This is a genomic window from Brevibacterium sp. CS2, assembly GCF_005280295.1.
GTDB lineage: Bacteria > Actinomycetota > Actinomycetes > Actinomycetales > Brevibacteriaceae > Brevibacterium > Brevibacterium pityocampae.
Genome location: NZ_CP040020.1, coordinates 1,099,899 through 1,121,202, shown reverse-complemented (window position 1 = coordinate 1,121,202; position 21,304 = coordinate 1,099,899). Strand labels below are relative to the sequence as shown.

Below are 21,304 nucleotides of genomic sequence, written 5' to 3'. Positions count from 1 at the left end.
TCGTTAAGAGGTGGGGTGCGCGCCGCACCAGCCGGCAACTCTCCCCACCCGCTCCCCCGGTGCGCGACAATGTCCCCATACGCATCCATCGTTTCGAAGGAGAGACCATGCGCGGCACCACCGTCGTCCTCGCCGAGCCCGGCCGCATCGACTACCAGGAGTTCGAGGCCGTCGCGCCCCCGCCCGGCGGCATCCTCATGCGGATGGTGCGCGCGAACGTCTGCGGCTCGGAGATCCACATCCTCAAGGGGCACCATCCACTCGTCCGGCCCGGCTGCGTGCTCGGGCACGAGGGCGTCGGCGTCGTCGAGGCGCTCGGCGACGGGGTGGACTCGGACTTCACCGGCGCACCCCTGGCCGTCGGCGACCGGATCGTCGCCACGTACTTCCAGGCCTGCCGACGCTGCCCCGAGTGCAACAACGGCACTCCGCACATCTGCCGCAACGCCTACACCCTGTGGGGCACCCCGGCGGCGGAGGCTCCGCACTTCAACGGCACCTTCGGCACCTTCTGCGCGATCGGCCCGAACCAGGCGGTGTTCAAGGTCCCCGACTCCGTGACCTCCACCGCGGTGTCGTCCGCGAACTGCGCGCTGTCGCAGGTGTACTTCGGGTGCGAGCTCGGCGAGGTGTCGCTCGGCCAGAAGGTCGTCGTGCTCGGCGCGGGCGGGCTCGGCGTGTGCGCCTCGGCGGTGGCGAGCCGGATGGGGGCCGAGGTGTTCGTCGCAGAGATGGCACCGGCCCGGCTCGACAAGGCGCTCGAGTTCGGGGCGCACCACGGCATCGACCTGTCGCAGGCCGAGGACTCCGCCGGCCGGGTTGAGCTCATCCGGGAGGCCACCGCGGGCTCCGCCGACGTCGTCATCGACCTCACCGGGGTGCCGGACGGGTTCACCGAGGCGGTCCGCTCCACCCGCGCCGGCGGCATCATGGTGTCGATCGGCAACATCAGCCCGAACCGCTTCACCGAGTTCGACCCCGGTCTGTTCACCCGCTCCGGCGCGCAGATCCGCGCGGCGATCCGCTACCCCGGGGCGACCCTGGGGCGTGCCGTGCGGTTCATCGCGGACACCCCGGAGCTCGACTGGGGGCACCTCGTCGACAAGGACTTCGCCTTCGACGACATCGGCTCCGCGCTCGAGGCGGCGGAGTCCCGGTCGGTGACCCGCGCCGGGATCGTCATCGACCCGAGCCTCTGAGACCGGGGCTGCAGCCCGCGCCTCCCGCAGATGCACAGGATCGCAATCTTCGAAGGTTTCGTTCTGGTGGTGTCAAGCTTCTAACGCATCAGGAACCTTCGAAAATTGAGTACTGGGGGTCAATCGACGTCGATGTCGAAGGGATCCTCGACGGGCCCGCCGGACACCTGCGCGGCGAGGCTGAGGAACCCGTGCGCGATGTGCTCGCTCACCGTGCGCGCGGCGGCGGCCGGATCCACGGCCCGCACCGCCTCGACGATCGCGAGGTGCTCGCCCTTGACGTCACTGAGCCGCTCGGCGCTGTCGAGCGTGAGATCCCAGGGGAAGGCGTGCCAGCGCGCCTCGATGTCGTCGCGCAGCCCGGGCAGCCCGCAGCGGTCGTAGAAGAAGAAGTGGAACTCCATGTTCTTCGCGTTCCGGGCCGCGGCGTCGCCGGCGGCGGAGGCCTCGTCGAGCTCGTCGAGGAGGCGCTCGGCCGTGCGCAGCTCGTGCCTCGAGATCCGCGGGGTGGCGCGCTCCATGGCATAGGCCTCGGTGAGGCGCCGAGTGATGTAGAGCGCCTTGAGGTTCTCCATCCGCACACCGGCGACGCGCACACCGCGGTGCGCCTCCGAGGTCACCAGCCCTTCGGCCTCGAGCGCCCGCAGCGCCTCGCGCACCGGGGTGATCGAGGACTCGAACCAGGCGGCCACCTCGTCCTGGCGCAGGCGCGCGCCGCGCTCGAGCTCACCGGCGAGGATCCGCCGGCGCAGCCCGGCGACGATGAGGTCGCGCTTCGTGGCGCCCCGGGTCGTGGTCGGCGCTGCGCCCATCGTGGGTCCTCCGCTGTGGGTCTGGATGATGTGAAGAATGGATGATCCGCGGCAGATGACATCATCGACTCCCGTCGCGGCATGCAGTCCTCCCAATCTACCGCACAGTCACCCGATTCCGATACTGTCGGAGCCGGACTGTTGGAATCATGCATGATCTGTGCGATCATGTTTTCATCCGGATTCCGCATCCTGCGCCCGCGTCGGGACGCCCGCCTCCGGGCCCGCGCCCCATCACTTCCGTCCGTCACACCGCCGTGGAGGCACGATGAGCACCGCTCTCCCGCTCGCAGGCATCACCGTCGTCAGCTGCGAACAGGCCGTCGCCGCCCCGTTCGCCACCCGCCAGCTCGCCGACCTCGGCGCCCGCGTCATCAAGATCGAGCGGCCCGGCGTCGGAGACTTCGCCCGCGGCTACGACACCACGGTGCACGGCCAGTCGAGCCACTTCGTGTGGCTCAACCGGTCGAAGGAGAGCCTCGGCCTCGATCTCAAGGCCCCGGAGGCCGCCGGGATCATGGACGACCTCGCCCGCGAGGCCGACGTGTTCGTCCAGAACCTCGCCCCCGGTGCCGCCGAGCGCCTGGGCCTCGGAGCCGAGCGCCTGCGCGAGCTCAACCCGCGCCTCATCCACGTCTCCGTGTCCGGCTACGGCTCCGACGGCCCTTACCGCACCGCCAAGGCCTACGACGCGCTCGTGCAGTCCGAGGCCGGCCTCGTGTCCGTCACCGGGACGGAGGAGTTCCCGGCGAAGACAGGTATCTCCACCGCCGACATCTCCGCCGGCATGTATGCCTACTCCGGCATCCTCACCGCGCTCTACACCCGCGAGCGCACCGGTGAGGGCGCCGCGCTCGAGGTCAGCCTGTTCGACTCGCTCGTCGAGTGGATGGGCTTCCCGCTCTACTTCACCCGCTACGGCGGCTCGCGGCCGGTGAGGGCGGGCACCTCGCACGCGGCGATCGCCCCCTACGGCACGTTCGCGTGCGGCGACGGCGCCCAGGTCGTGCTCGCGATCCAGAACGAGCGCGAATGGCAGCGGTTCTGCGAGACCGTGCTCGGCCGCCCCGAGATCGCACTCGATCCGCGCTTCGACCGCGCCGCCCAGCGCTTCGCCCATCGCGAGGAGCTCGAGGCCGTGATCGACGAGGTGTTCGCCGGGTACACCGGGGACGAGTGCGAGAAGCTCCTCCTCGAAGCGCAGGTCGCCCACGCCCGGCAGCGCGACATGTCCGAGGTCGCCGCGCACCCCCAGCTCGTCGACCGCGGCCGCTGGACCTCCATCGACACCCCGGCAGGACCGATCGAGGCGGTGCTGCCGCCGGTGACGATGTCCGGCGTCGAATACCGGATGGACCCGATCCCCGCCGTCGGCGAGCACAGCGACACGATCCTCGCCGGGATCGGCCGGACGCCCGAGCAGATCGCCGCCCTCCACGCCGAGGGCACGGTCTGATGAGCACCCCGACCGCCTCCTTCCGGTACTCGGAGATCCTGCCGACCGGGCCCGCCGAGGTGCCCATGCGGCGGCTGGACATCGACGGGGTGGGCATCGCCCGCGCCGAGGTGGCCGGCACCGAGCGCACATTCCTCACCATCGCCCCCCAGGTGTTCTCCGAGCTCGCCCGCACCGCCTTCACCGAGATCGCGCACTTCCTGCGGACCGACCACCTGGCGAGCCTGCGCCGCATCCTCGACGACCCGGAGTCGAGCGACAACGACCGCTATGTGGCCCTCGACCTGCTCAAGAACGCCGTCGTGTCCGCCGGCCGGGTGCTGCCGATGTGCCAGGACACCGGCACCGCGATCATCACCGCCAAGCGCGGTGCGGAGGTCCTCACCGACGGTGCGGATGCCGAGCACCTGAGCCGCGGGGTGCACGCCGCCTTCCGCGACCTCAACCTCCGCTACTCGCAGCTCGCTCCGCTCTCCCTGTTCGAGGAGACGAACACCGGCACCAACCTGCCGGCGCAGATCGACATCGGGCTCGACGCGCACGGCGGCTACGAGCTCCTGTTCATGGCCAAGGGCGGCGGCAGCGCGAACAAGTCCTTCCTCTACCAGGAGACGAAGGCGATCCTCGACGAGCAGCGTCTGCTCGACTTCCTCGCGGAGAAGATCTCCTCGCTCGGCACCGCGGCCTGCCCGCCGTACCACCTCGCGATCGTCATCGGCGGGACGACTGCGGAGGCCGCGCTCAAGACCGCGAAGCTCGCCAGCGCCCACGCCCTCGACACCCTGCCGGAGACCGGCGATGCCGCGACCGGCCACGGCATCCGCGACCGCGCCTTCGAGGACAGGGTCCTCCGGCTCACGCAGACGCTCGGCTTCGGCGCGCAGTTCGGCGGCAAGCACTTCTGCCACGACGTCCGCGTCGTGCGGCTGCCGCGCCACAACGGCTCCCTGCCGGTGGCGATCGCGGTGAGCTGCTCGGCCGACCGCCAGCTCGTCGCCCGGATCGACGCCGACGGGGTATTCATCGAGGAGCTCGAGCACGACCCTGCCCGCTTCCTGCCGGCCGCCGGCACCGTGGAGGAGATCGAGTCCGGAGAGGTCACCCCGATCGACATCGACCGGCCGATGGACGCGATCCGCGCCGATCTCTCCGCCCGCGCAGTCGGCGACCGCCTGTCGCTCACCGGCACGATGATCGTCGCCCGCGACATCGCCCACGCCCGGCTCCGCGCGATGCTCGAGGCCGGCCAGGAGCTGCCCGCCTACTTCCGCGAGCACCCCGTGTACTACGCGGGCCCGGCGAAAACGCCCGAGGGCATGCCGAGCGGCTCCTTCGGCCCCACCACCGCGAGCCGGATGGACGCCTATGTGCGCGATTTCCAGGCAGCCGGCGCCTCGCTCGTCATGCTCGCCAAGGGCAACCGCTCCGCCGAGGTCACCGAGGCCTGCCGCGAGCACGGCGGGTTCTACCTGGGATCCGTCGGCGGCCCGGCCGCCCGGCTCGCCGCGGAATGCATCACCGAGGTCGAGGTGCTCGACATGGCCGACCTCGGGATGGAGGCCGTGTGGCGCATCCGAGTCGAGGACTTCCCCGCCTTCGTCGTCGTCGACGACAAGGGCAGCGACTTCTTCGCCCGCACCCGCGACGCCGGCCTGTCGCTCGGCCGCACCCGCACCGCGGCTCAGGACGGCACCCTGATCTGACCTCTGCACCGCCGCCCAGACCGAATACCGAACCCCACCGCCGTAAGGAGCTCCCATGACCATCAGCAGCGAAGAGACGATGATGATCACGACCGTCGCGGACTTCATCGACCGCGACGTCCGGCCCACCGTCAACGAGGTCGAGCACGCCAACGAGTACCCGACCCAGTGGATCGAGCAGATGAAGGCGATGGGAATCTTCGGGCTCGCGATCCCCGAGCCGTGGGGCTTCGGCAAGGTCTCCACCGCGGCCTACGTCCACATCACCCAGGAGCTCGCACGCGGCTGGATGTCGCTCGCCGGCGCGATGGGCGGCCACACCGTCGTCTCCAAGCTCATCCTCGAGTTCGGTACGGACGAGCAGAAGGAGAAGTACCTGCCGCGCATGGCCACCGGTGAGATCCGCGCGACCATGGCGCTCACCGAGCCCGGCGGCGGCTCCGACCTCCAGGCCATGCGCACCGTGGCGAAGAAGGACGGCGACGACTACGTCATCAACGGCACCAAGACCTGGATCACCAACGCGCGGAAGTCCGACCTCCTCGCGCTGCTGTGCAAGACCGACCCGGAGGCCGAGCCCCGTCACCGGGGCATCTCGATCATCCTCGTGGAGAAGGGCGAGGGCTTCAGCATCTCGCAGGATCTCCCCAAGCTCGGCTACAAGGGTGTGGAGAGCTGCGAGATCTCCTTCGACGGGCTGCGCCTGCCGCAGTCCCAGCTGCTCGGCAGCACCGAGGGCGTGGGCTTCAAGCAGATGATGAAGGGCCTGGAGATCGGCCGTATCCAGGTGGCCTCCCGCTCGCTCGGCGTGGCCCAGGCCGCGCTCGACGACGCGGTGAAGTACGCGCAGGAGCGCGAGTCGATGGGCAAGCCGATCTGGAAGCACCAGTCGGTGGGCAACCACCTGGCGACGATGGCGACGAAGCTCGAGGCCGCCCGCCAGCTCGTCCTCCACGCCGCCCGCACCTACGACTCCGGTGAGCGCGTGGACATGGAGGCCGGGATGGCGAAGTACTTCGCCTCGGAGATGGCCGCCGAGGTCGCGCTCGACGCGATCCGCGTGCACGGCGGCTACGGCTACTCGACGGAGTACGAGGTCGAGCGCTACTACCGCGACGCCCCGCTCATGATCGTCGGCGAGGGCACGAACGAGATCCAGCTCGGCGTCATCGCCAAGCAGCTCGTCAACCGCAACAAGATCTGACACCCCCGCCCCTGCCAGACAGCAATATCCTGTGGTTCCTGAGAACGGATCCGCAGGATATTGCTGTCTCAACCAGGCGCCGGGCGGGCCCGCAGCCGGCGCCGACCCCGCGCCCACCTCGCACCTGGCGCGTGGCCCGGGTCCGCCAGGTCGACGCCCTGCCCGCGCCTCGCACCTCGCGCCCGGCCCCGTGATCCGAGCGGCTTCCCGCACCCCCGAGTAGGGGAAGCCCCAGTGCCCGCGCGCGGCGCACGGAGAAGAATCGAAGCACGAGGAACCGGGAGATCGCCCCGGATCCCCACCCGATTCGAGGAGCTCCGATGAACACCCCGACCTTCCCTCCCTCCGTCGACCCCCACCCCCGCGCCACCCCTCCCGCCGGAGCTGCCCCGCTTACCACGATGCCTTCGACGGCGACGCGGAGCGGATCCACACCATGTACACCGCCGGCGGGCCCGAGGGGCGCGTCACCCACCATCCGCTGCCGCAGACCCACCCGGGCGCCGGGTTCCAGCCCACCCCCGGGACGGTCGGCGCCCGGGACCACCACGGTCAGCGCTCGTTCCTCACCGCGGCACTCCTGTCGATCCTCGTCGGCAGCTTCGGCGTCGACCGGTTCTACCTGGGGAAGATCGGCACCGGCGTGCTCAAGCTCGTCACCCTCGGCGGCTTCGGCGTGTGGTGGATCATCGACGCGATCCTCCTGCTGACGAACAGCACCCGCGACGCCGAGGGCCGCGAGCTCCACGGCTACGCGGAGAACCGGACGATCGCCTTCGTCGTCGCCGGGGTGGTCGGCGGGCTCACGCTGCTCAACGGCTTCTGGTTCCCCGTCTTCCTGTTCTGACGCCCCGCCCCCGGCGCCACCGCCCGAGCGGCCCGTCCCGCAGCACTCCTCCCCAAGCACCCGGCACCGGCACCCTCCCGAGGCGCCCTCCGGCATCCCCGCTGACGGGCGCCTCGGCCTGTGTCCGATTCCACGACGCCGGGGTCGGGACTGCCGCATCGGTGTGATCGGGTCCACAATGGTGGGACGCAGGTACCGTCGCCGGCCGCGCCCCCACTGCTGCGGGCCCCACAGAAGGACGCACCATGACCCACCCCGGAACCCCGCGCGATCAGCAGCCCACCACCGGCGAGCAGGCACCCACCGGCGCCACCAGCCCGCCGACCCGTACACCCGGGCCGCCGCCCGCGCGGCCGAGGACCCGGAGGGCTTCTGGCTCGAAGCCGCCGGGCTCATCGACTGGACCACGCCGCCCACCCGCGCGCTCGACGACAGCCGCGCCCCGATCTACCGCTGGTTCCCCGACGGCGAGCTCAACGTCTGCTACAACGCGCTCGACCGCCACGTCATCGCCGGCCGCGGGGACGACGCCGCGCTCGTCTACGACTCCCCGGTCACCGACACCGTGCGCACCTACACCTACGCCGAGCTCACCGAGCTCACCGCACGCTTCGCCCGGGTGCTCGCGGACCGCGGGGTGGGCAAGGGTGACCGGGTGATCATCTACATGCCGATGATCCCCGAGGCAGTCATCAGCATGCTCGCCTGCGCGCGCCTCGGGCCGTCCACTCGGTCGTGTTCGGCGGCTTCTCCGCCCACGAGCTCGCCGTCCGGATCGACGACACCGCCCCGAAGGCCGTGATCTCCACCTCGTGCGGGATCGAGCGCAGCCGGGTCATCGAGTACAAGCCGCTGCTCGACCGCGCGCTCGAGCTCGCCGAGGCGCGCCCGGAGTTCACCGTCATCGTCCAGCGCCCGCAGCACCCCTGCCCGCTCGTCGAGGGCCGGGACCTCGACTACGCGGAGCTCATGGACGCCACCCCGGAGGGCGCGCCCTGCACCCCGGTCAAGGCGACCGACGAGCTCTACGTGCTCTACACCTCGGGCACCACCGGCAAGCCCAAGGGGATCGTGCGCGACTCCGGCGGGTACGCCACCGCGCTGGCCTGGTCCCTGCCCAACCTCTTCGACCTCCATCCCGGGGACACGATGTTCACCGCCTCGGACGTCGGCTGGGTCGTCGGCCACAGCTACATCGTCTACGCCCCGCTCATCGGCGGCGTCACCACCGTGCTGTTCGAGGGCAAGCCGATCGGCACCCCGGACGCCTCGACGTTCTTCCGCGTGGTCTCCGAGCATCGCGCGAACGTCTTCTTCGCAGCCCCGACCGCGATGCGCGTGATCCGCAAGGAGGACCCGGAGGGTGCGTTCATGCAGCAGTACGACCTGTCGAGCGTCCGCGGCTGGTTCCTCGCCGGCGAGCGGCTCGACCCGGACACCTACGCCTGGACGACCGAGAAGCTCGCCGCGGCCACCGGCCGCGACATCCCGGTCATCGACAACTGGTGGCAGACGGAGACCGGCTGGCCGATCGCCACGAACCCGATCGGGCTGCACCGCTTCCCGCTCAAGGCCGGTTCGCCCACCAAGCCGGTGCCGGGGTACCAGGTGGAGATCGTCGATGCCGGCGGCGAACCCGTGCCGGCCGGGCAGGACGGCCTCGTCGTCATCCGCCTGCCGCTGCCACCGGGCACCATGGCTACGGTGTGGGGCGACGACGAGCGCTTCGTCTCCTCCTACCTCTCCGCGTTCGAGGGGTACTACCTCACCGGCGACGGCGGCTACCTCGACGAGGACGGCTACGTCTACGTCATGGGCCGCACCGACGACGTCATCAACGTCGCCGGCCACCGCCTGTCCACCGGCACCATGGAGGCCGCGATCGCCTCCCACCCGGCGGTCGCCGAGTGCGCGGTGATCGGCGTGCACGACGAGACGAAGGGCCAGGTGCCGCGCGCCTTCGTCGTGCTCGCCGACGGGGCGGACACCGATGCCGAGGCGCTCGCCGGGGAGCTCGTCACGCTCGTCCGCAGCGAGGTCGGCCCGGTCGCCGCCCTCAAGCGGGTCGACATCGTGCCCGCGCTGCCGAAGACCCGCTCCGGCAAGATCCTCCGCAAGACCATGCGCGAGATCGCCGACCACCGCTCCGACGTCGTCGTCCCCTCGACGATCGAGGATCCCGAGGTGCTCGAGCGCATGCGCGGGGCGCTCGAGGGGTGAGCGGCGCGCCGGGCGCACGCCGGGGTGACGACGATCGGCCCTCGGCGGATGCGATCGACCCGTTCGAGGTGACAAGCGCGTTCCCGGAGCCGGTGTCCTTCGACGGGTTCCGACGCCCGCACCCGCCGAACCCGGCCCCCGGGCCCGAGGCGCCCGCCCCCGACCTCGATCCCTCCGCCCCGGCGCCCGAGGTGCGCTCCCCGGAGCCGACTCCGGCATCCCCGCCGACACCCGGAGGAGCCGATCCGGACGCGCGGGACGAGCCCGTGCTCCCGGACTTCTCCGCGCTGGCCCGGGAGTCGCGCGTCCAGGAGACGGCGGAGGACCCCGATCCCGCCTCGCCCGGGGTCGGGTCCCGGGCCGCCCCCGGTCGGGATCCGGCGACGGTCCCGCGTCGGCGTCCGGAGGGCTTCGCCCGGCGGCGGATCTCCGACGAGGAGCGGGACCGGCCCGGTCCGCGGAGGCTGTCGGCCGTCGAGTTCATCATGTGGGTGGTGCTCGGATCGGTCCTCCTCGTCGTCCTGGACCGGGTCTTCGGGCTGTTCTGAGCCACCGCACCGCGAGTGCCGGATCAGCGCGCAGCTCCTCGACCGCACCGCGGGTGCCGGGTCATTGCGGGTGCCGGGTCACGCGGGTGCGCGGTCAGAGCATGACGATGCCGCGCACGAACGCCACCGCGCCGCCGGCACCGGCGAGGGTGATCGCGAGCCGGCGGGCGATGTGGGTGGGGACCCGCCGAGACAGCCACCCGCCGATCCGGATCCCGAGGACCACGGTGACGACGATCGCCCCGAACAGCTGCCAGGGCGGGAGCTGATCGAAGGTCGTGGCGCCGACGGCGACCTTCGTGCCGACGGAGAAGATCCCCATCGTCATGAAGGTCGGCTGCATGGTGGCGGCGAAGGAGCGCTGGTCCCAGCGGGCGAACCGCGAGTAGATGACCATCGCGGGGGCGGCGACCCCGGCGCTCGTGTTGAGGAACCCGCCGACGAGTCCCGCCGTCCCGGTGAGCGCCGGCGACTGCACGTGCGGCACCCGCGGCATCCCGAAGGTCAGGCCGAGGGCGAGCAGGACGACGCCGCCGATGACGATGTCGAGCCAGGCGGCGTCGAGCTCGCGGACGAGGAGCGCGGCCGGGATCGCGCCGAACAGCGCGGTGGGCGCGAAGATCAGGTAGCGCTTCCAGTCGACCTCGCGGATGACGGCGAGCATGATGAGGAAGCCGGAGACGATCGTCGTCGCGTTCGTCATGAACACGCCGAGCGCCGGGCCGAGGAGCAGCGCGAGCACGGGTGCGACGACGAGTCCCACCCCGGTGCCGGACAGCCGCTGGAGCACCGCGCCGACGAGGATCGCGGCGAGCGCGATGAGGACGACAGAGGTGCTCACCGGCGGTCCCCGCGACGGGGCTGCGGCCGGATCCGGGCGGGCACCTCGGGCGTGGTCGGCATCGTCTCGCAGTCTAGCCGCGGCACGCGCACGAGGCTCCGGGGTGTGACGCGACAGACGCCCGCGGCGGGAACACGCGGCACCGAGATCCGGTCGTCCTGGAGGACGGCGACACCACGGCCGCCCGATCCCGATTCTCGAGGAGTGATTCGACATGACCGATCGCTAGGCAGGCAAGTCCATCATCATCACCGGTGCCGGATCCGGTCTGGGCCAGGCGGTCGCGGAGCGTCTCGCCGCCGAGGGCGCCCAGCTCGTCCTCGTCGACCTCAACGCCGAGGGGCTCGAAGCGACGAAGCAGCTCGTCCTCGACGCCGCCCCGCAGGTGCAGGTCGAGGTCATCACCGCAGACGTCACCCGCGAGGAGAACGTCAAGAAGTACGTCGACGCGACGGTGGCGAAGTTCGGCAAGATCGACGGCTTCTTCAACAACGCCGGCATCGAGGGCAAGCAGAACCTCACCGAGGACTTCGGCGCCGAGGAGTTCGCCAAGGTCATCGCCGTCAACCTCAACGGCGTGTTCCAGGGCATGGCCCACGTCCTCAAGCAGATGCGCGAGCAGGGCTTCGGCTCGATCGTCAACACCGCCTCCGTCGGCGGCATCCGCGGCGTCGGCAACCAGTCGGGCTACGCGGCCTCGAAGCACGGCGTCATCGGCCTCACCCGCAACTCCGCCCGCGAATACGGCCAGTTCGGCATCCGGATCAACGCGATCGCCCCGGGCGCGATCATGACCGCGATGGTCGAGAACTCGCTCAAGCAGATGGATCCCGACAACTGGGAGTCCGCCGGCGAGCAGTTCGTGTCGGTCAACCCGATGAAGCGCTTCGGCAAGCCGGAGGAGGTCGGCGGCCTGGTGAGCTTCCTCCTCAGCGAGGACGCCGGGTTCATCAACGGCACCGTCATCCCGATCGACGGCGGCCAGCACGCGATGTACTGAGTTCCACCGCGGGCTGAGGCCCGCAGCGGGAAGAATCCCGCGGCACTCCTCGCTGAGTGCCCCGGCGGCCGCCGACCCCCCCGGGGGCGGCGGCCGTCGTCGTGGCTCAGGCGTTCAGGTGCCGGCGTCCCCCGCCGAGGCGCCCTCACCTCTCGATCCGGCGCACCATCTCCGGGGTGAGCTCGGACAGGTCCGCCGCCCCCATCAGCTGCATCGTCACCCGCATCTCCCGCTCGAGGATCTCGAGCACCTTGCGCACCCCGGCCTCACCGGCGGCCATGAGGCCGTAGAGATAGGCGCGGCCGATGAGCGCGAAGTCCGCCCCGAGCGCGAGCGCGGCGATGACATCGGATCCGGTCATGATCCCGGAGTCGAACATGATCTCGACGTCGTCCCCGGCGGCGGCCCGCACCTCGGGCAGGGCGTCGAGGGTGACCGGGGCCTTGTCGAGCTGCCGGCCGCCGTGGTTGGACACGATCAGGCCGTCGGCGCCGGTGTCGAGCGAGCGGCGGGCGTCGTCGGCGGTGAGCACGCCCTTGACGAACAGCCTCCCCGGCCAGATCTCCCGGATCCAGGCGAGGTCCTCGATGCTCAGCGTCGGGTCGAACATCCCGTTGATGAGCGAGGCGAGGTCCGAGGTGCTGCCCGACAGCGAGGCGAAGGTCAGCGGGTCCGTGGTGAGGAGGTCGAACCACCACTGCGGCCGGTACGAGGCGTCGAGCACCGTGCCGGCGGTGAGCTTGGGCGGCACCGTCATGCCGTTGCGGGTGTCGCGCAGCCGCAGGCCTGCGACCGCGGTGTCGACGGTGACGAGCAGGGTCTCGAAGCCGCTCGCCCACGCCCGCTCGATGAGCGCGCGGGACGCCTCGTGGTCGCGCCACAGGTAGAGCTGGAACCACTTCGTGGCCGCCGGGGCCGCGGCGGCGACGTCCTCGACGGACCGCGAGCCCATGGTCGACAGGGTGAAGGGCACGCCGGCGTGCTCGGCGGCGCGGACCCCGGCGACCTCGCCCTCCGTCTGCATCATCCGGGTGAACCCGGTGGGCGCGATCCCCACCGGCAGAGCGGACCGGCGGCCGGCGATCGTCGTCGACAGGTCGACCTCGGCGTTGCCGGCGAGGATCGCCGGGGTGAGCACGAGGTCGTCGAAGGCCGCGCGGTTGCCCTGGTGGGTGCGCTCGGCCCCGGCCGCCCCGTCGACGTAGTCGAAGGCCGCCCGCGGCGTGCGGCGGCGGGCGATCGTGCGGAGATCGGCGATGTCCCCGACCCGGCTCAGGCGTGCACGCCGACGGTTGAGGGTGAGATCGAACTGCAGGAGCGGGGCGAGCTCCTGCCAGCGCGGAAGGCGACGGGTGACGGCCATGATCCTCCGATGCGGCGGCGGTGGGCGCCGGCGGTGCCGACGCAGGCACCGGGCCGGGCGGCCCGGGCTGCGGCCCGCGACAGTGCGGACCTCCTCTCAGCCTACGACCCGGATGGCCCCGGTGCGCATCCCGCCTCCCGCGCCGGGTCCGCTCCTCGTCCGGGTCCTGCCGGACCGGGCCGACCGCCGTTGCGCGGGCCCGCGGCGTGGGCGAGGATGAGGCCATGACCACTGTCGTTCTCTTCCACTCCGCCGTCGGCCTCAACGACGGCATCCGCCTCATGGCGCGCGTCCTCACCGATGCGGGGCACACCGTCCATACCCCCGACTACTACGACGGGCACGTCTTCGAGACCACCGAACCGGGGATCGCCTACCGCGACGAGGTGGGCTTCCCGGAGCTCGCCCGGCGCGCTTCGGCGCTCATCGAGGAGCTCGAGGGGCCGCTCGTGTTCGGCGGGTTCTCGCTCGGCGCGGCGATGGCGCAGTCGATGGGCAAGCGCGACCCGCGCGCCGCGGGCTCCCTGCTGTTCCACGCCGGCGGGGTGCCGAAGCCCACGAGCTGGCAGCCCCACGTGCCGCTCGAGATCCACCACAGTGTCGGCGATCCGTGGATCGAGGAGGGCGCGCCGCAGCGGCTCATCCGCTCCGCCGCCGAATCCGGCGCCCAGACCGCGCACTACGTCTACCCGGGCAGCGGGCACCTGTTCGCCGACCCGACGAACCCGGAGTACGACGAGGCGAGCGCGGCCCTGATGTGGCGCCGCGTGCTCGCCTTCCTCGACGACCTGCGCTGACCGGACCGCGCGAGGCGGGACACGATCACCGGCGACACCCGGCAGGCAGGAGTCCGCCGGCCGCAGAACGCGGTTCCCCGGTCGATCCAGTGCGGTCGACGCCCGGAAACCGCACTGCAGTGACCCCGGTACCGGACGAACCGCACTGGGACGGCCCCGGAGCAGCTCGCAGCTCAGTCCATGACGAGGCCGTTGTCGACCACGAGGTTCTGCCCCGTCACGGCCCGGGAGGCGGGCGAGGCGAAGAACGTGATCGCCGAGGCGAACTCCTCCGGCGTGGTGACGTGGCCCAGGGGCGTGCCGGCCGCGATCGCGTCGAACACCTCCGCCGGAGTGGCCGAGGAGGCGTCGGTGGTGCGCAGCAGCCCGCCGGACACCATGTTCACGCGCACCCCGGACGGGCCGAGGTCCTTGGCGAAGGTGCGGGTGAGCGACAGCAGGGCCGCCTTCGCCGCGGTGTAGTCGTGGTAGGGCACGACGGGGTTCTGGAACAGGTTCGTGCCGACGTTGACCACACGACCCGAACCGATCTCGCGGAACCCGCTCATCGCACCCTGGATGACGTTGAGCGCACCGCCCACCGTGCCGCGGTACTGCGCCTCGAGCGCGGCGTAGGAGATCTCGTCGGCGCCGTCGCGCTCGTCGCCGTTGAAGGAGAAGTCGACGAGCGCATTGTTGATCACCGTGGACACCGGCCGGTCGAACTCCGCGCGGGCGGCGTCGAACATCGCCACCACGGCGCGGAAGTCGGTGACATCGGCCTCGACGGCGAGCGCCTGGCCGCCGCGGGCGCGGATCGCCTCGGCGAGCTCGTGCGCGGCATCGGCGCTGTGCCGGTAGTTGATGACGAGCGCGGCGCCCTCCTGGAAGAACGCCTTGACGACCGCGGCCCCGAGTCCCCGGGCGCCGCCGGTGACGAGGACGACCTGCTCGGCGATCGGCAGGGCGCTGGTGGTGTGGGCGTGGGCGTTCGTCATGGCGACTCCTCCGGTTCTCACTTCCGCCCTGCTCACAGCCTCGTGCGCAGGGGCGCGTCTCCTCTCGAGCCTACCCGGCCCGGGACCCCGGCGGGGCCTGCGCGCACACCGGCCGCCGCAGGGTCCGGTGCGGGCACGGCGAACCGCGGACGGGGAGCCGGATGGGAACCTGCGGGGAGCCGTCGCCGAGGCGCGGGCCGGCCCGTGCTCGCACGCGGGCCCGGTGGTGTCTGTCAGCGGCGGCGGCGCTCGGCGCGCAGCCGCTCGCGGCGCGAGGCGAACACGACCTCGGCGGGAGAGTCGTGAGCCGCACCGGGCTCTCCTTCGGCCTCGTCCTCACGAGCCGCACTGCCCGGCCCGCTCCGCGGAGCCGTCGCTGCGGCAGGTCCTCCCGGACGGCTGCGCCGTGCCGCATCGGCCCAGGTCTCTCCGGCCGGGAAACCCAGGGGCCGACCCGGGGCGGTGAGCGGAGTGAGGACGACGAACCACAGGATCACGAGGAGGGCCGCACCGATGAGCACGTTCGCCCAGGCCGGCAGCCCGAGCACGGTGGACTGCAGCCACGACGCGACGGTCATCGAGAGCACCTCGGGCACTCCGATGAGCCCGTTGGTCAGCATGAAGACGAGGCCGACGGCGATGAACACGAGGCCGCCGATCACCTGCGTGGAGTGGAACTCCCGGCCGCCCACGGTGATCGTGCGGCCGCGCAGCCAGCGCAGGCGGGAGGCGCCGAGCCGCTGCCACACCGTGGCGATGACGAGCATCGGGGCGGCGATCCCGAGGGCGTAGACGAACAGCAGGAGCAGACCGGATGCCGCGGTGCCGGCCGAGGCCGCCATGGTGAGGACCGCTCCGAGGATGGGTCCGGTGCAGAAACCGGCGACGCCCGACACGATGCCGAGCACATAGGAGCTCAGCAGCCCGGAGACGCCCCCGGCCCGATCGGCTGATCCGGTGCCCCCGGCCCGGTCGGCGGGTTCGGCGCCCCCGGCGGTACCGGACAGCCCGGTGTCCCGGCGGGCACCCCGCGGACCGGCGCTCGCCGTCGCAGCACGCGCACCGCCGGGCAGGCGGGCGCCCAGGTCGAAGCCGATCCCGAGGATCTGGAGGATCCCGAGGACGACGAGCACGGCCCCGGAGACGAGGATGAGGGTCGAGCGGTGCTCGGTGAGCAGGCTGCCGATGAGACCGGCACCGGCTCCCATCGGCAGCAGGATCGTGAGCAGGCCGAGGAGGAAGATCCCGGTGCGCAGGAGGAGCCGGCCGGCGCCCGCGGTGGTGAACGCGAAGAACGCCGGGACGAGGAGCGCGCCGCACGGGCTGAGCAGGGCGAGCACGCCTCCGAGGAAGGCCGCGATGATGCCGATGGTCATCGGATCGACCTCAGCCCTCGGACGCCGGTTCGGACCCGGCACCCGAATCCTGACCCGATTCAGAGCCCCCGCCCGCCGGGTCGTAGGGCGCGGCCTCAGCGGCGAGCTCGATCGCGGCCTCGAACTCCTCGGCCGGCAGCGCCCCGGCCAGGGGCTGGCCGTTGATGAGGAAGCTCGGGGTGTTGAAGGCGCCGATCGAGCTCGCCTCCTCGACGTTCGCCTCGACCCAGGCGGAGGCCTCGGCGGATTCCATGTCCGCCCGGAAGGCCTCCTCGTCCAGGCCGAACTGCTCCGCCACCGCGACGAGCTCCTCCTCGGTGAGGTCGGCCGGACCCAGCTGCTCGCCGTCGCCGAACAGCGCACCGTGGTACTCGCGGTACATGCTCTGCCGACCCGCCGCCCAGGCCGCCCGCGCGGCGCGGTTCGAGTCCTCGCCGAAGAAGTCCATGTCCCGCCACTCGATGCGCAGGGTGCCGGCGTTGACGTACTGCTCGATGAGCGCGCTCTCCGTCGTCGCGGCGTGCTGCGCGCAGTACGGGCACTGGCCGTCGGAGTAGACGACCATCGCGACCGGCGCATCGACCTGTCCGAGCGCGTAGGGGTCCTCGGCATCGCGCCGCGCGGTCGACTCGATCCGCTGGACCTCGTCCGCCCGGGGCCCGGCCTCGGCCGTCGCAGCGGCCTCGCCTCCGGCGACCGGCGCCTGCTCCCCGCCGTCCTCGTCGATGGCGAGGATGCCCACGGTGATGAGGGCGATGATGACGATATTGACAGGAATCGCTCAGAACCAGAACAGCCGGGAGGAGGGATGCATGTGCTCGATCCGAGGTCGGGGACGAGCCCACTCCAGGCTACGCCCCCGCGTCCACGTCCGCCGCTGGGCCCGCGTCGCCGCCCTGCCTCCCGCCGCCGCATCCGGCCGGCGCGTGGTCCAGGTCACGTTCCGAGGCCCCTGATTCCGGCAGTGCCCATTGTCTCAACGAACGCCGTGTCCAGCATGTTCTCCGCGGTATTAGGATGAGGGAGGCTCGCACCCGACCATCACCTGCATCGAACGGACCCTCTTGAACGGCAACTCGACTTTCCGACATGACAACGTCGCCCTCCTCTCGATCACCGAGGTCACCGCACCGATCGAAGTGAAGTCCGAGGTCTTCGACGAGACCCTGGCGGACACCCTCGCGGAGCTCCGCCTCCCCAAGGGCCTCCTCCAGCGCGTCGCCGGCGTCCACGCCCGCCGCAACTGGGAGAAGCCCGGCGACTTCGCCACCGGCTCCGCCGAGGCCGGCCGCGCCGCCCTCGCGCAGGCCGGGATCTCCGCCGACCAGGTGGGTCTGATGATCAACGCCTCGGTCAGCCGCGAGAACCTCGAGCCCTCCGTCGCCACCCGCGTCCACCACGAGATGGGCCTCGGCCCTCAGGCGATGAACTTCGACATCACCAATGCCTGCCTGGGCTTCGTCAACGCGATGACCGTCGCCTCGACGATGATCGACTCCGGCCAGCTCGACTACGCCGTGGTCGTCGCCGCCGAGGACGCCCAGCGCGTGCAGCGGGCCACCGTCGAGCGGCTCGCCCGCCCGGGCGTCACCCGGCACGAGTACCTCAACGAGTTCGCCTCCCTGACCCTGGGCTGCGGCGCCGCCGCCGCGGTCCTCGGCCCGGCCGACCGCCACCCGGAGGGCCACCGCGTGCTCGGCGGGGTGACCCGCGGCGCGACCCGGAACCACGAGCTCTGCGTGGGCGGCTTCGACGGCATGTTCACCGACACCAAGGGACTGCTCGACAACGGCATGGAGCTCGTCACCTCCGCCTGGCACGAGGCGCTCGCCGACGGCTGGGACTGGCAGCACATGGACCGCTACATCATGCACCAGATCTCCGACGTCCACATGAAGTCGGTGGCCACCGCCGCGGAGCTCGATCCCCAGCGCATCCCGAAGACCTACCCGCAGCTCGGCAACGTCGGCCCGGCCTCGCTGCCGATCACCCTGGCCCTCGAATCGGAGAAGCTCGAGCGCGGCGAGCGCGTGCTCTGCGTGGGCGTGGGCTCCGGCCTCAACACGGCGATGACGGAGATCGTCTGGTGAAGTTCGCAGCCGCACCCGCCGCCCTGCCCGGTCCGCTCCCCGAATGGGACCCGCAGTGGTCCCGGCTGGTGCGCGCGGACACCGTCGACGGCGAGCACACCTTCCACGTGCTCGACACCCTGCCCGCGCTCCGGGCCGCCGGACGCGAGCCCACCGGGACGATCCTCGCCCTCCACGGCAATCCCACGTGGTCCTACCTGTGGCGCCACCTCGCCGCGGCGAGCCTGCGTTCGACGACCGGCCGCACCTGGCGCGTCATCGCCCCGGACCAGCTCGAGATGGGCTTCTCCGACCGGCTCGCACACGATGCGCTGCCGACCACCCACGGGCCCGGCTACCGCCGCATCGCCGAGCGCGTCACCGATTTCGACGCCGTCGTCCGCACCCTCCTCGCCGAGGTGCCCGCCACCGCCGCGGCCACCGCTGCCGCGACTGAGCCCGCGACCCCATCGCCCACAGCCGGCTCCCCCGCCGCCGAGGCGCCCGCCGGCGACCACCCGATCGTCACCATCGGCCACGACTGGGGCGGCGTCCTGTCGCTCACCTGGGCCGCCCGGCACCTCGACCTCGTCGACGCCGTGATCAGCCTCAACACCGCCGTGCACCAGCCCGAGGACGCGCCCCTGCCGGCGCCGCTCCAGGCTGCGCTCGCCGGGCCGATGCTGCCGACCTCGACGGTGCTCACCGATCTGTTCCTGCGGATCACGCTCGGCCTCGGCCAAGGCCCCATCCGCAAGGAGATCAAGGAGGCGTTCCGCGCCCCCTACCGGACCGCAGCCGACCGCCGCGGGATCGGCGCCTTCGTCGCCGACATCCCGGCGCAGGACACCCACCCGAGCCGCGCGGAGCTCGAGCAGCTCGGCGCGGACATCGCCGGCATCGACGTCCCCGCCCTCCTCATCTGGGGCCCCAAGGACCCGGTGTTCCTCGAGCGCTACCTCCGCGACCTGCGCGGCCGCCTGCCGCACGCGGACATCCACCGCTTCGAGAAGGCCTCCCACCTCGTGTCCGAGGACGCCGACGTCGCCGGGCTCGCACTGCGCTGGCTCGAGAACCGCTTCCCCGCCGCCGAGGCGCCGGCCGCGGATCCGACGCACGCCGCCTCCGGAGCCGCAGCAGAGTCCGCCACCGCCGGCTCCCCGGACACGCAAGCTCCCGGCACCGGGGCTCCCGCCGCCGCTCAGTCCTCCACCGACTCACCGCTGATGTTCGACGCGCTCCTCGCCCGCGCCGGCGACCGCTCGATCGCGAGCGTCGACATGTCCCAGCAACCGCCGCAGTCGGTCACCTGGGCGCAGCTCGCCGGCGTGGTCGACGGGATCGCCCACGGGCTGCGCGACCTCGGACTGCGCCCCGGCGACCGGGTCTCCCTGCTCGTGCAGCCGGGCAACAACCTCACCGCCGCGCTCTACGCCGTGCTCCGCGCCGGCGGCGTCGCGGTCGTCGCCGATGCCGGGCTCGGTGTCGCCGGGATGACCCGCGCGATCAAGGCCGCCGACCCCCAGTGGATCATCGGCCAGGTCCCCGGCCTCACGCTCGCCCGCACCGCCGGCTGGCCCGGGCGCCGGATCTCCGTCAGCCCGCTCAACGCCCTCGAACGGACCGCGCTCGGAGTGGAGACGAGCATCACCGAGCTGTCCCGCACCGTCCCGAGCGCCCCGCTGGCCCGCCCGGACGCCGACGACGACGCCGCGATCCTCTACACCTCCGGCTCGACCGGCCCCGCCAAGGGCGTGCGCTACACCCATGCGCGGCTCGGGGCGCTCGGCCGGAAGCTCGCCGACCACCTCGGCGTGGAGCCCGGCTCCGGACTGGTCGCAGGATTCCCGCCGTTCGCGCTGCTCGGACCCGGGATCGGCGCCACGAGCGTCACCCCGGACATGTCGGTGACGAAGCCGCGCACGCTCACCGCCACCGCGCTCGCCGACGCGATCCTCACCGGCGACTGCACGATGGTCTTCGCCTCCCCGGCCGCGTACCGCAACGTGTGCGCGACCGCCGGCGAGCTCAGCGCGGAGCAGCGCGGCGCCTGCGCCTCCGTTGAGCTCGTGCTGTCGGCCGGCGCCCCGGTGCCGCTGCGCCTCATGGACGCGCTCGCCGAGCTGTTCCCGAACGCCGCGATCCACTCCCCCTACGGCATGACCGAGGGCCTGCTGCTCACCGACATCGACCGCCACGGGGTCGCTGCCGCCGCGGCGCAGTCACGCGACCACGGCGTCTGCGTCGGCACCCCGGTGCCGGGCGTGTCGCTCGCGCTCGCCCCGATCGACGCCGCGGGCCGGTCCTCCTCGACCCTGCTCACCGGGGCCAAGGCCGTCGACGTGCTCGGTGAGTTCGTCGTCTCCGCGCCCCACGCCAAGGCCGGATACGACCGGCTGTGGCTCACCGATGCGGACTCCAAGCGCGACGAGCTCGACGGCCGCATGTGGCACCGCACCAACGACATCGGGCACATCGACCCGGAGGGCCGGGTGTGGCTCGAGGGCCGCCTCCAGCATCTCCTCACCACCGCGGACGGCCCGCTCGGCCCCGGCGGCATCGAGGCGGTCGTCGACGAGGTGCCCGGCGTGCTGCGCTCCGCGGTCGTCGGGGTCGGCCCGCGCGGCACCCAGGCCGTGGTCATCGTCGTCGAACCCGACGCCGAGGCACCCGCCGGCGCCCGGCAGAAGCCCGGCCTCGCCGACCTCGAGCTCACCGACGCGGTGCGCACCGCGGTCGCCGGCCACTTCGCCGCCGACATCGCCGCCGTCCTCATCAGCCCCACCTTCCCCACCGACATCCGCCACAACTCGAAGATCAACCGGGAGCGCCTGGCCGGGTGGGCCGACGCCGTGCTGCGCGGCGAGCCCGTCGGCAAGCCCTGAGCCGGCA

At 72.1% G+C, this 21,304-nt stretch carries 16 protein-coding genes and 1 pseudogene; 11 read left to right on the top strand and 6 right to left on the bottom strand.

Features of this window, described 5'->3' with window-relative positions; genetic code table 11:
• Positions 1 to 107: 107 nt before the first annotated feature.
• Entirely contained in the window at positions 108 to 1,199 is a 1,092-nt protein-coding gene (locus FDF13_RS04895; protein WP_175406863.1) for an alcohol dehydrogenase catalytic domain-containing protein, read from the top strand.
• Between the two features lie 119 nt (positions 1,200 to 1,318).
• On the opposite strand, the gene FDF13_RS04890 is transcribed toward FDF13_RS04895, so the two are convergent.
• Positions 1,319 to 2,011: a GntR family transcriptional regulator gene (locus FDF13_RS04890; protein WP_137318684.1), complete on the bottom strand. Its 693-nt coding sequence runs from the start codon at positions 2,009 to 2,011 to the stop codon at positions 1,319 to 1,321.
• Between the two features lie 268 nt (positions 2,012 to 2,279).
• Here FDF13_RS04890 and FDF13_RS04885 point away from each other — a divergent pair, with 268 nt between their 5' ends.
• The 6 genes and pseudogenes from FDF13_RS04885 (at position 2,280) to FDF13_RS04860 (ending at position 9,989) form a co-directional block, all read left to right on the top strand.
• Positions 2,280 to 3,467 (top strand): CaiB/BaiF CoA-transferase family protein, encoded by a 1,188-nt coding sequence (locus FDF13_RS04885; protein ID WP_137318683.1) that lies wholly within the window; start codon positions 2,280 to 2,282, stop codon positions 3,465 to 3,467.
• A complete protein-coding gene (locus FDF13_RS04880; RefSeq protein WP_137318682.1) occupies positions 3,467 to 5,170 on the top strand; it encodes a FumA C-terminus/TtdB family hydratase beta subunit in 1,704 nt (567 codons plus the stop codon). Before FDF13_RS04885 ends, FDF13_RS04880 begins: the two co-directional genes overlap by 1 nt.
• A 55-nt stretch (positions 5,171 to 5,225) precedes the next feature.
• Positions 5,226 to 6,374 carry an acyl-CoA dehydrogenase family protein gene (locus tag FDF13_RS04875; protein ID WP_137318681.1) on the top strand — a complete coding sequence of 383 codons (1,149 nt, stop codon included), beginning with the start codon at positions 5,226 to 5,228 and terminating at the stop codon, positions 6,372 to 6,374.
• A gap of 436 nt (positions 6,375 to 6,810) precedes the next feature.
• On the top strand, positions 6,811 to 7,221 hold the full coding sequence (locus FDF13_RS04870; RefSeq protein WP_137318680.1) for a TM2 domain-containing protein: 411 nt from the start codon (positions 6,811 to 6,813) through the stop codon (positions 7,219 to 7,221).
• A 346-nt stretch (positions 7,222 to 7,567) separates the two neighbouring features.
• Positions 7,568 to 9,441, top strand: a pseudogene (locus FDF13_RS04865) (acetate--CoA ligase); the annotation flags it as partial.
• 68 nt (positions 9,442 to 9,509) lie between these two features.
• Positions 9,510 to 9,989, top strand: a complete 480-nt coding sequence (locus FDF13_RS04860; RefSeq protein ID WP_137318679.1) for a hypothetical protein — start codon at positions 9,510 to 9,512, stop codon at positions 9,987 to 9,989.
• Between the two features lie 94 nt (positions 9,990 to 10,083).
• Here FDF13_RS04860 and FDF13_RS04855 read toward each other — a convergent pair whose 3' ends face one another.
• Complete coding sequence (locus FDF13_RS04855) at positions 10,084 to 10,830, bottom strand: sulfite exporter TauE/SafE family protein (protein WP_254668913.1); 747 nt, start codon at positions 10,828 to 10,830, stop codon at positions 10,084 to 10,086.
• Positions 10,831 to 11,071: 241 nt separating this feature from the next.
• Between FDF13_RS04855 and FDF13_RS04850 the strand changes: the two genes are divergently transcribed.
• On the top strand, positions 11,072 to 11,830 hold the full coding sequence (locus FDF13_RS04850) for a glucose 1-dehydrogenase (RefSeq protein ID WP_137318677.1): 759 nt from the start codon (positions 11,072 to 11,074) through the stop codon (positions 11,828 to 11,830).
• A 145-nt stretch (positions 11,831 to 11,975) separates the two neighbouring features.
• On the opposite strand, the gene FDF13_RS04845 is transcribed toward FDF13_RS04850, so the two are convergent.
• On the bottom strand, positions 11,976 to 13,193 hold the full coding sequence (locus FDF13_RS04845; protein WP_137318676.1) for an alpha-hydroxy acid oxidase: 1,218 nt from the start codon (positions 13,191 to 13,193) through the stop codon (positions 11,976 to 11,978).
• Between the two features lie 224 nt (positions 13,194 to 13,417).
• Here FDF13_RS04845 and FDF13_RS04840 point away from each other — a divergent pair, with 224 nt between their 5' ends.
• Positions 13,418 to 13,990, top strand: coding sequence for a dienelactone hydrolase family protein (locus FDF13_RS04840; protein WP_137318675.1), 573 nt, complete (start codon positions 13,418 to 13,420; stop codon positions 13,988 to 13,990).
• Between the two features lie 173 nt (positions 13,991 to 14,163).
• On the opposite strand, the gene FDF13_RS04835 is transcribed toward FDF13_RS04840, so the two are convergent.
• The 3 genes from FDF13_RS04835 to FDF13_RS04825 form a co-directional block, all read right to left on the bottom strand.
• Positions 14,164 to 14,967 (bottom strand): 3-oxoacyl-ACP reductase, encoded by an 804-nt coding sequence (locus tag FDF13_RS04835; protein ID WP_137318674.1) that lies wholly within the window; start codon positions 14,965 to 14,967, stop codon positions 14,164 to 14,166.
• Between the two features lie 233 nt (positions 14,968 to 15,200).
• On the bottom strand, positions 15,201 to 16,343 hold the full coding sequence (locus FDF13_RS04830) for a cytochrome c biogenesis CcdA family protein (protein WP_137318673.1): 1,143 nt from the start codon (positions 16,341 to 16,343) through the stop codon (positions 15,201 to 15,203).
• Between the two features lie 10 nt (positions 16,344 to 16,353).
• Positions 16,354 to 17,085 carry a thioredoxin domain-containing protein gene (locus FDF13_RS04825; protein WP_137318672.1) on the bottom strand — a complete coding sequence of 244 codons (732 nt, stop codon included), beginning with the start codon at positions 17,083 to 17,085 and terminating at the stop codon, positions 16,354 to 16,356.
• Between the two features lie 322 nt (positions 17,086 to 17,407).
• Between FDF13_RS04825 and FDF13_RS04820 the strand changes: the two genes are divergently transcribed.
• On the top strand, positions 17,408 to 18,433 hold the full coding sequence (locus tag FDF13_RS04820) for a 3-oxoacyl-ACP synthase III (RefSeq protein WP_137318671.1): 1,026 nt from the start codon (positions 17,408 to 17,410) through the stop codon (positions 18,431 to 18,433).
• Positions 18,430 to 21,297: an alpha/beta fold hydrolase gene (locus tag FDF13_RS04815; protein WP_254668912.1), complete on the top strand. Its 2,868-nt coding sequence runs from the start codon at positions 18,430 to 18,432 to the stop codon at positions 21,295 to 21,297. The genes FDF13_RS04820 and FDF13_RS04815 overlap by 4 nt, the downstream gene beginning before the upstream one ends.
• The last annotated feature ends 7 nt before the right edge of the window (positions 21,298 to 21,304 follow it).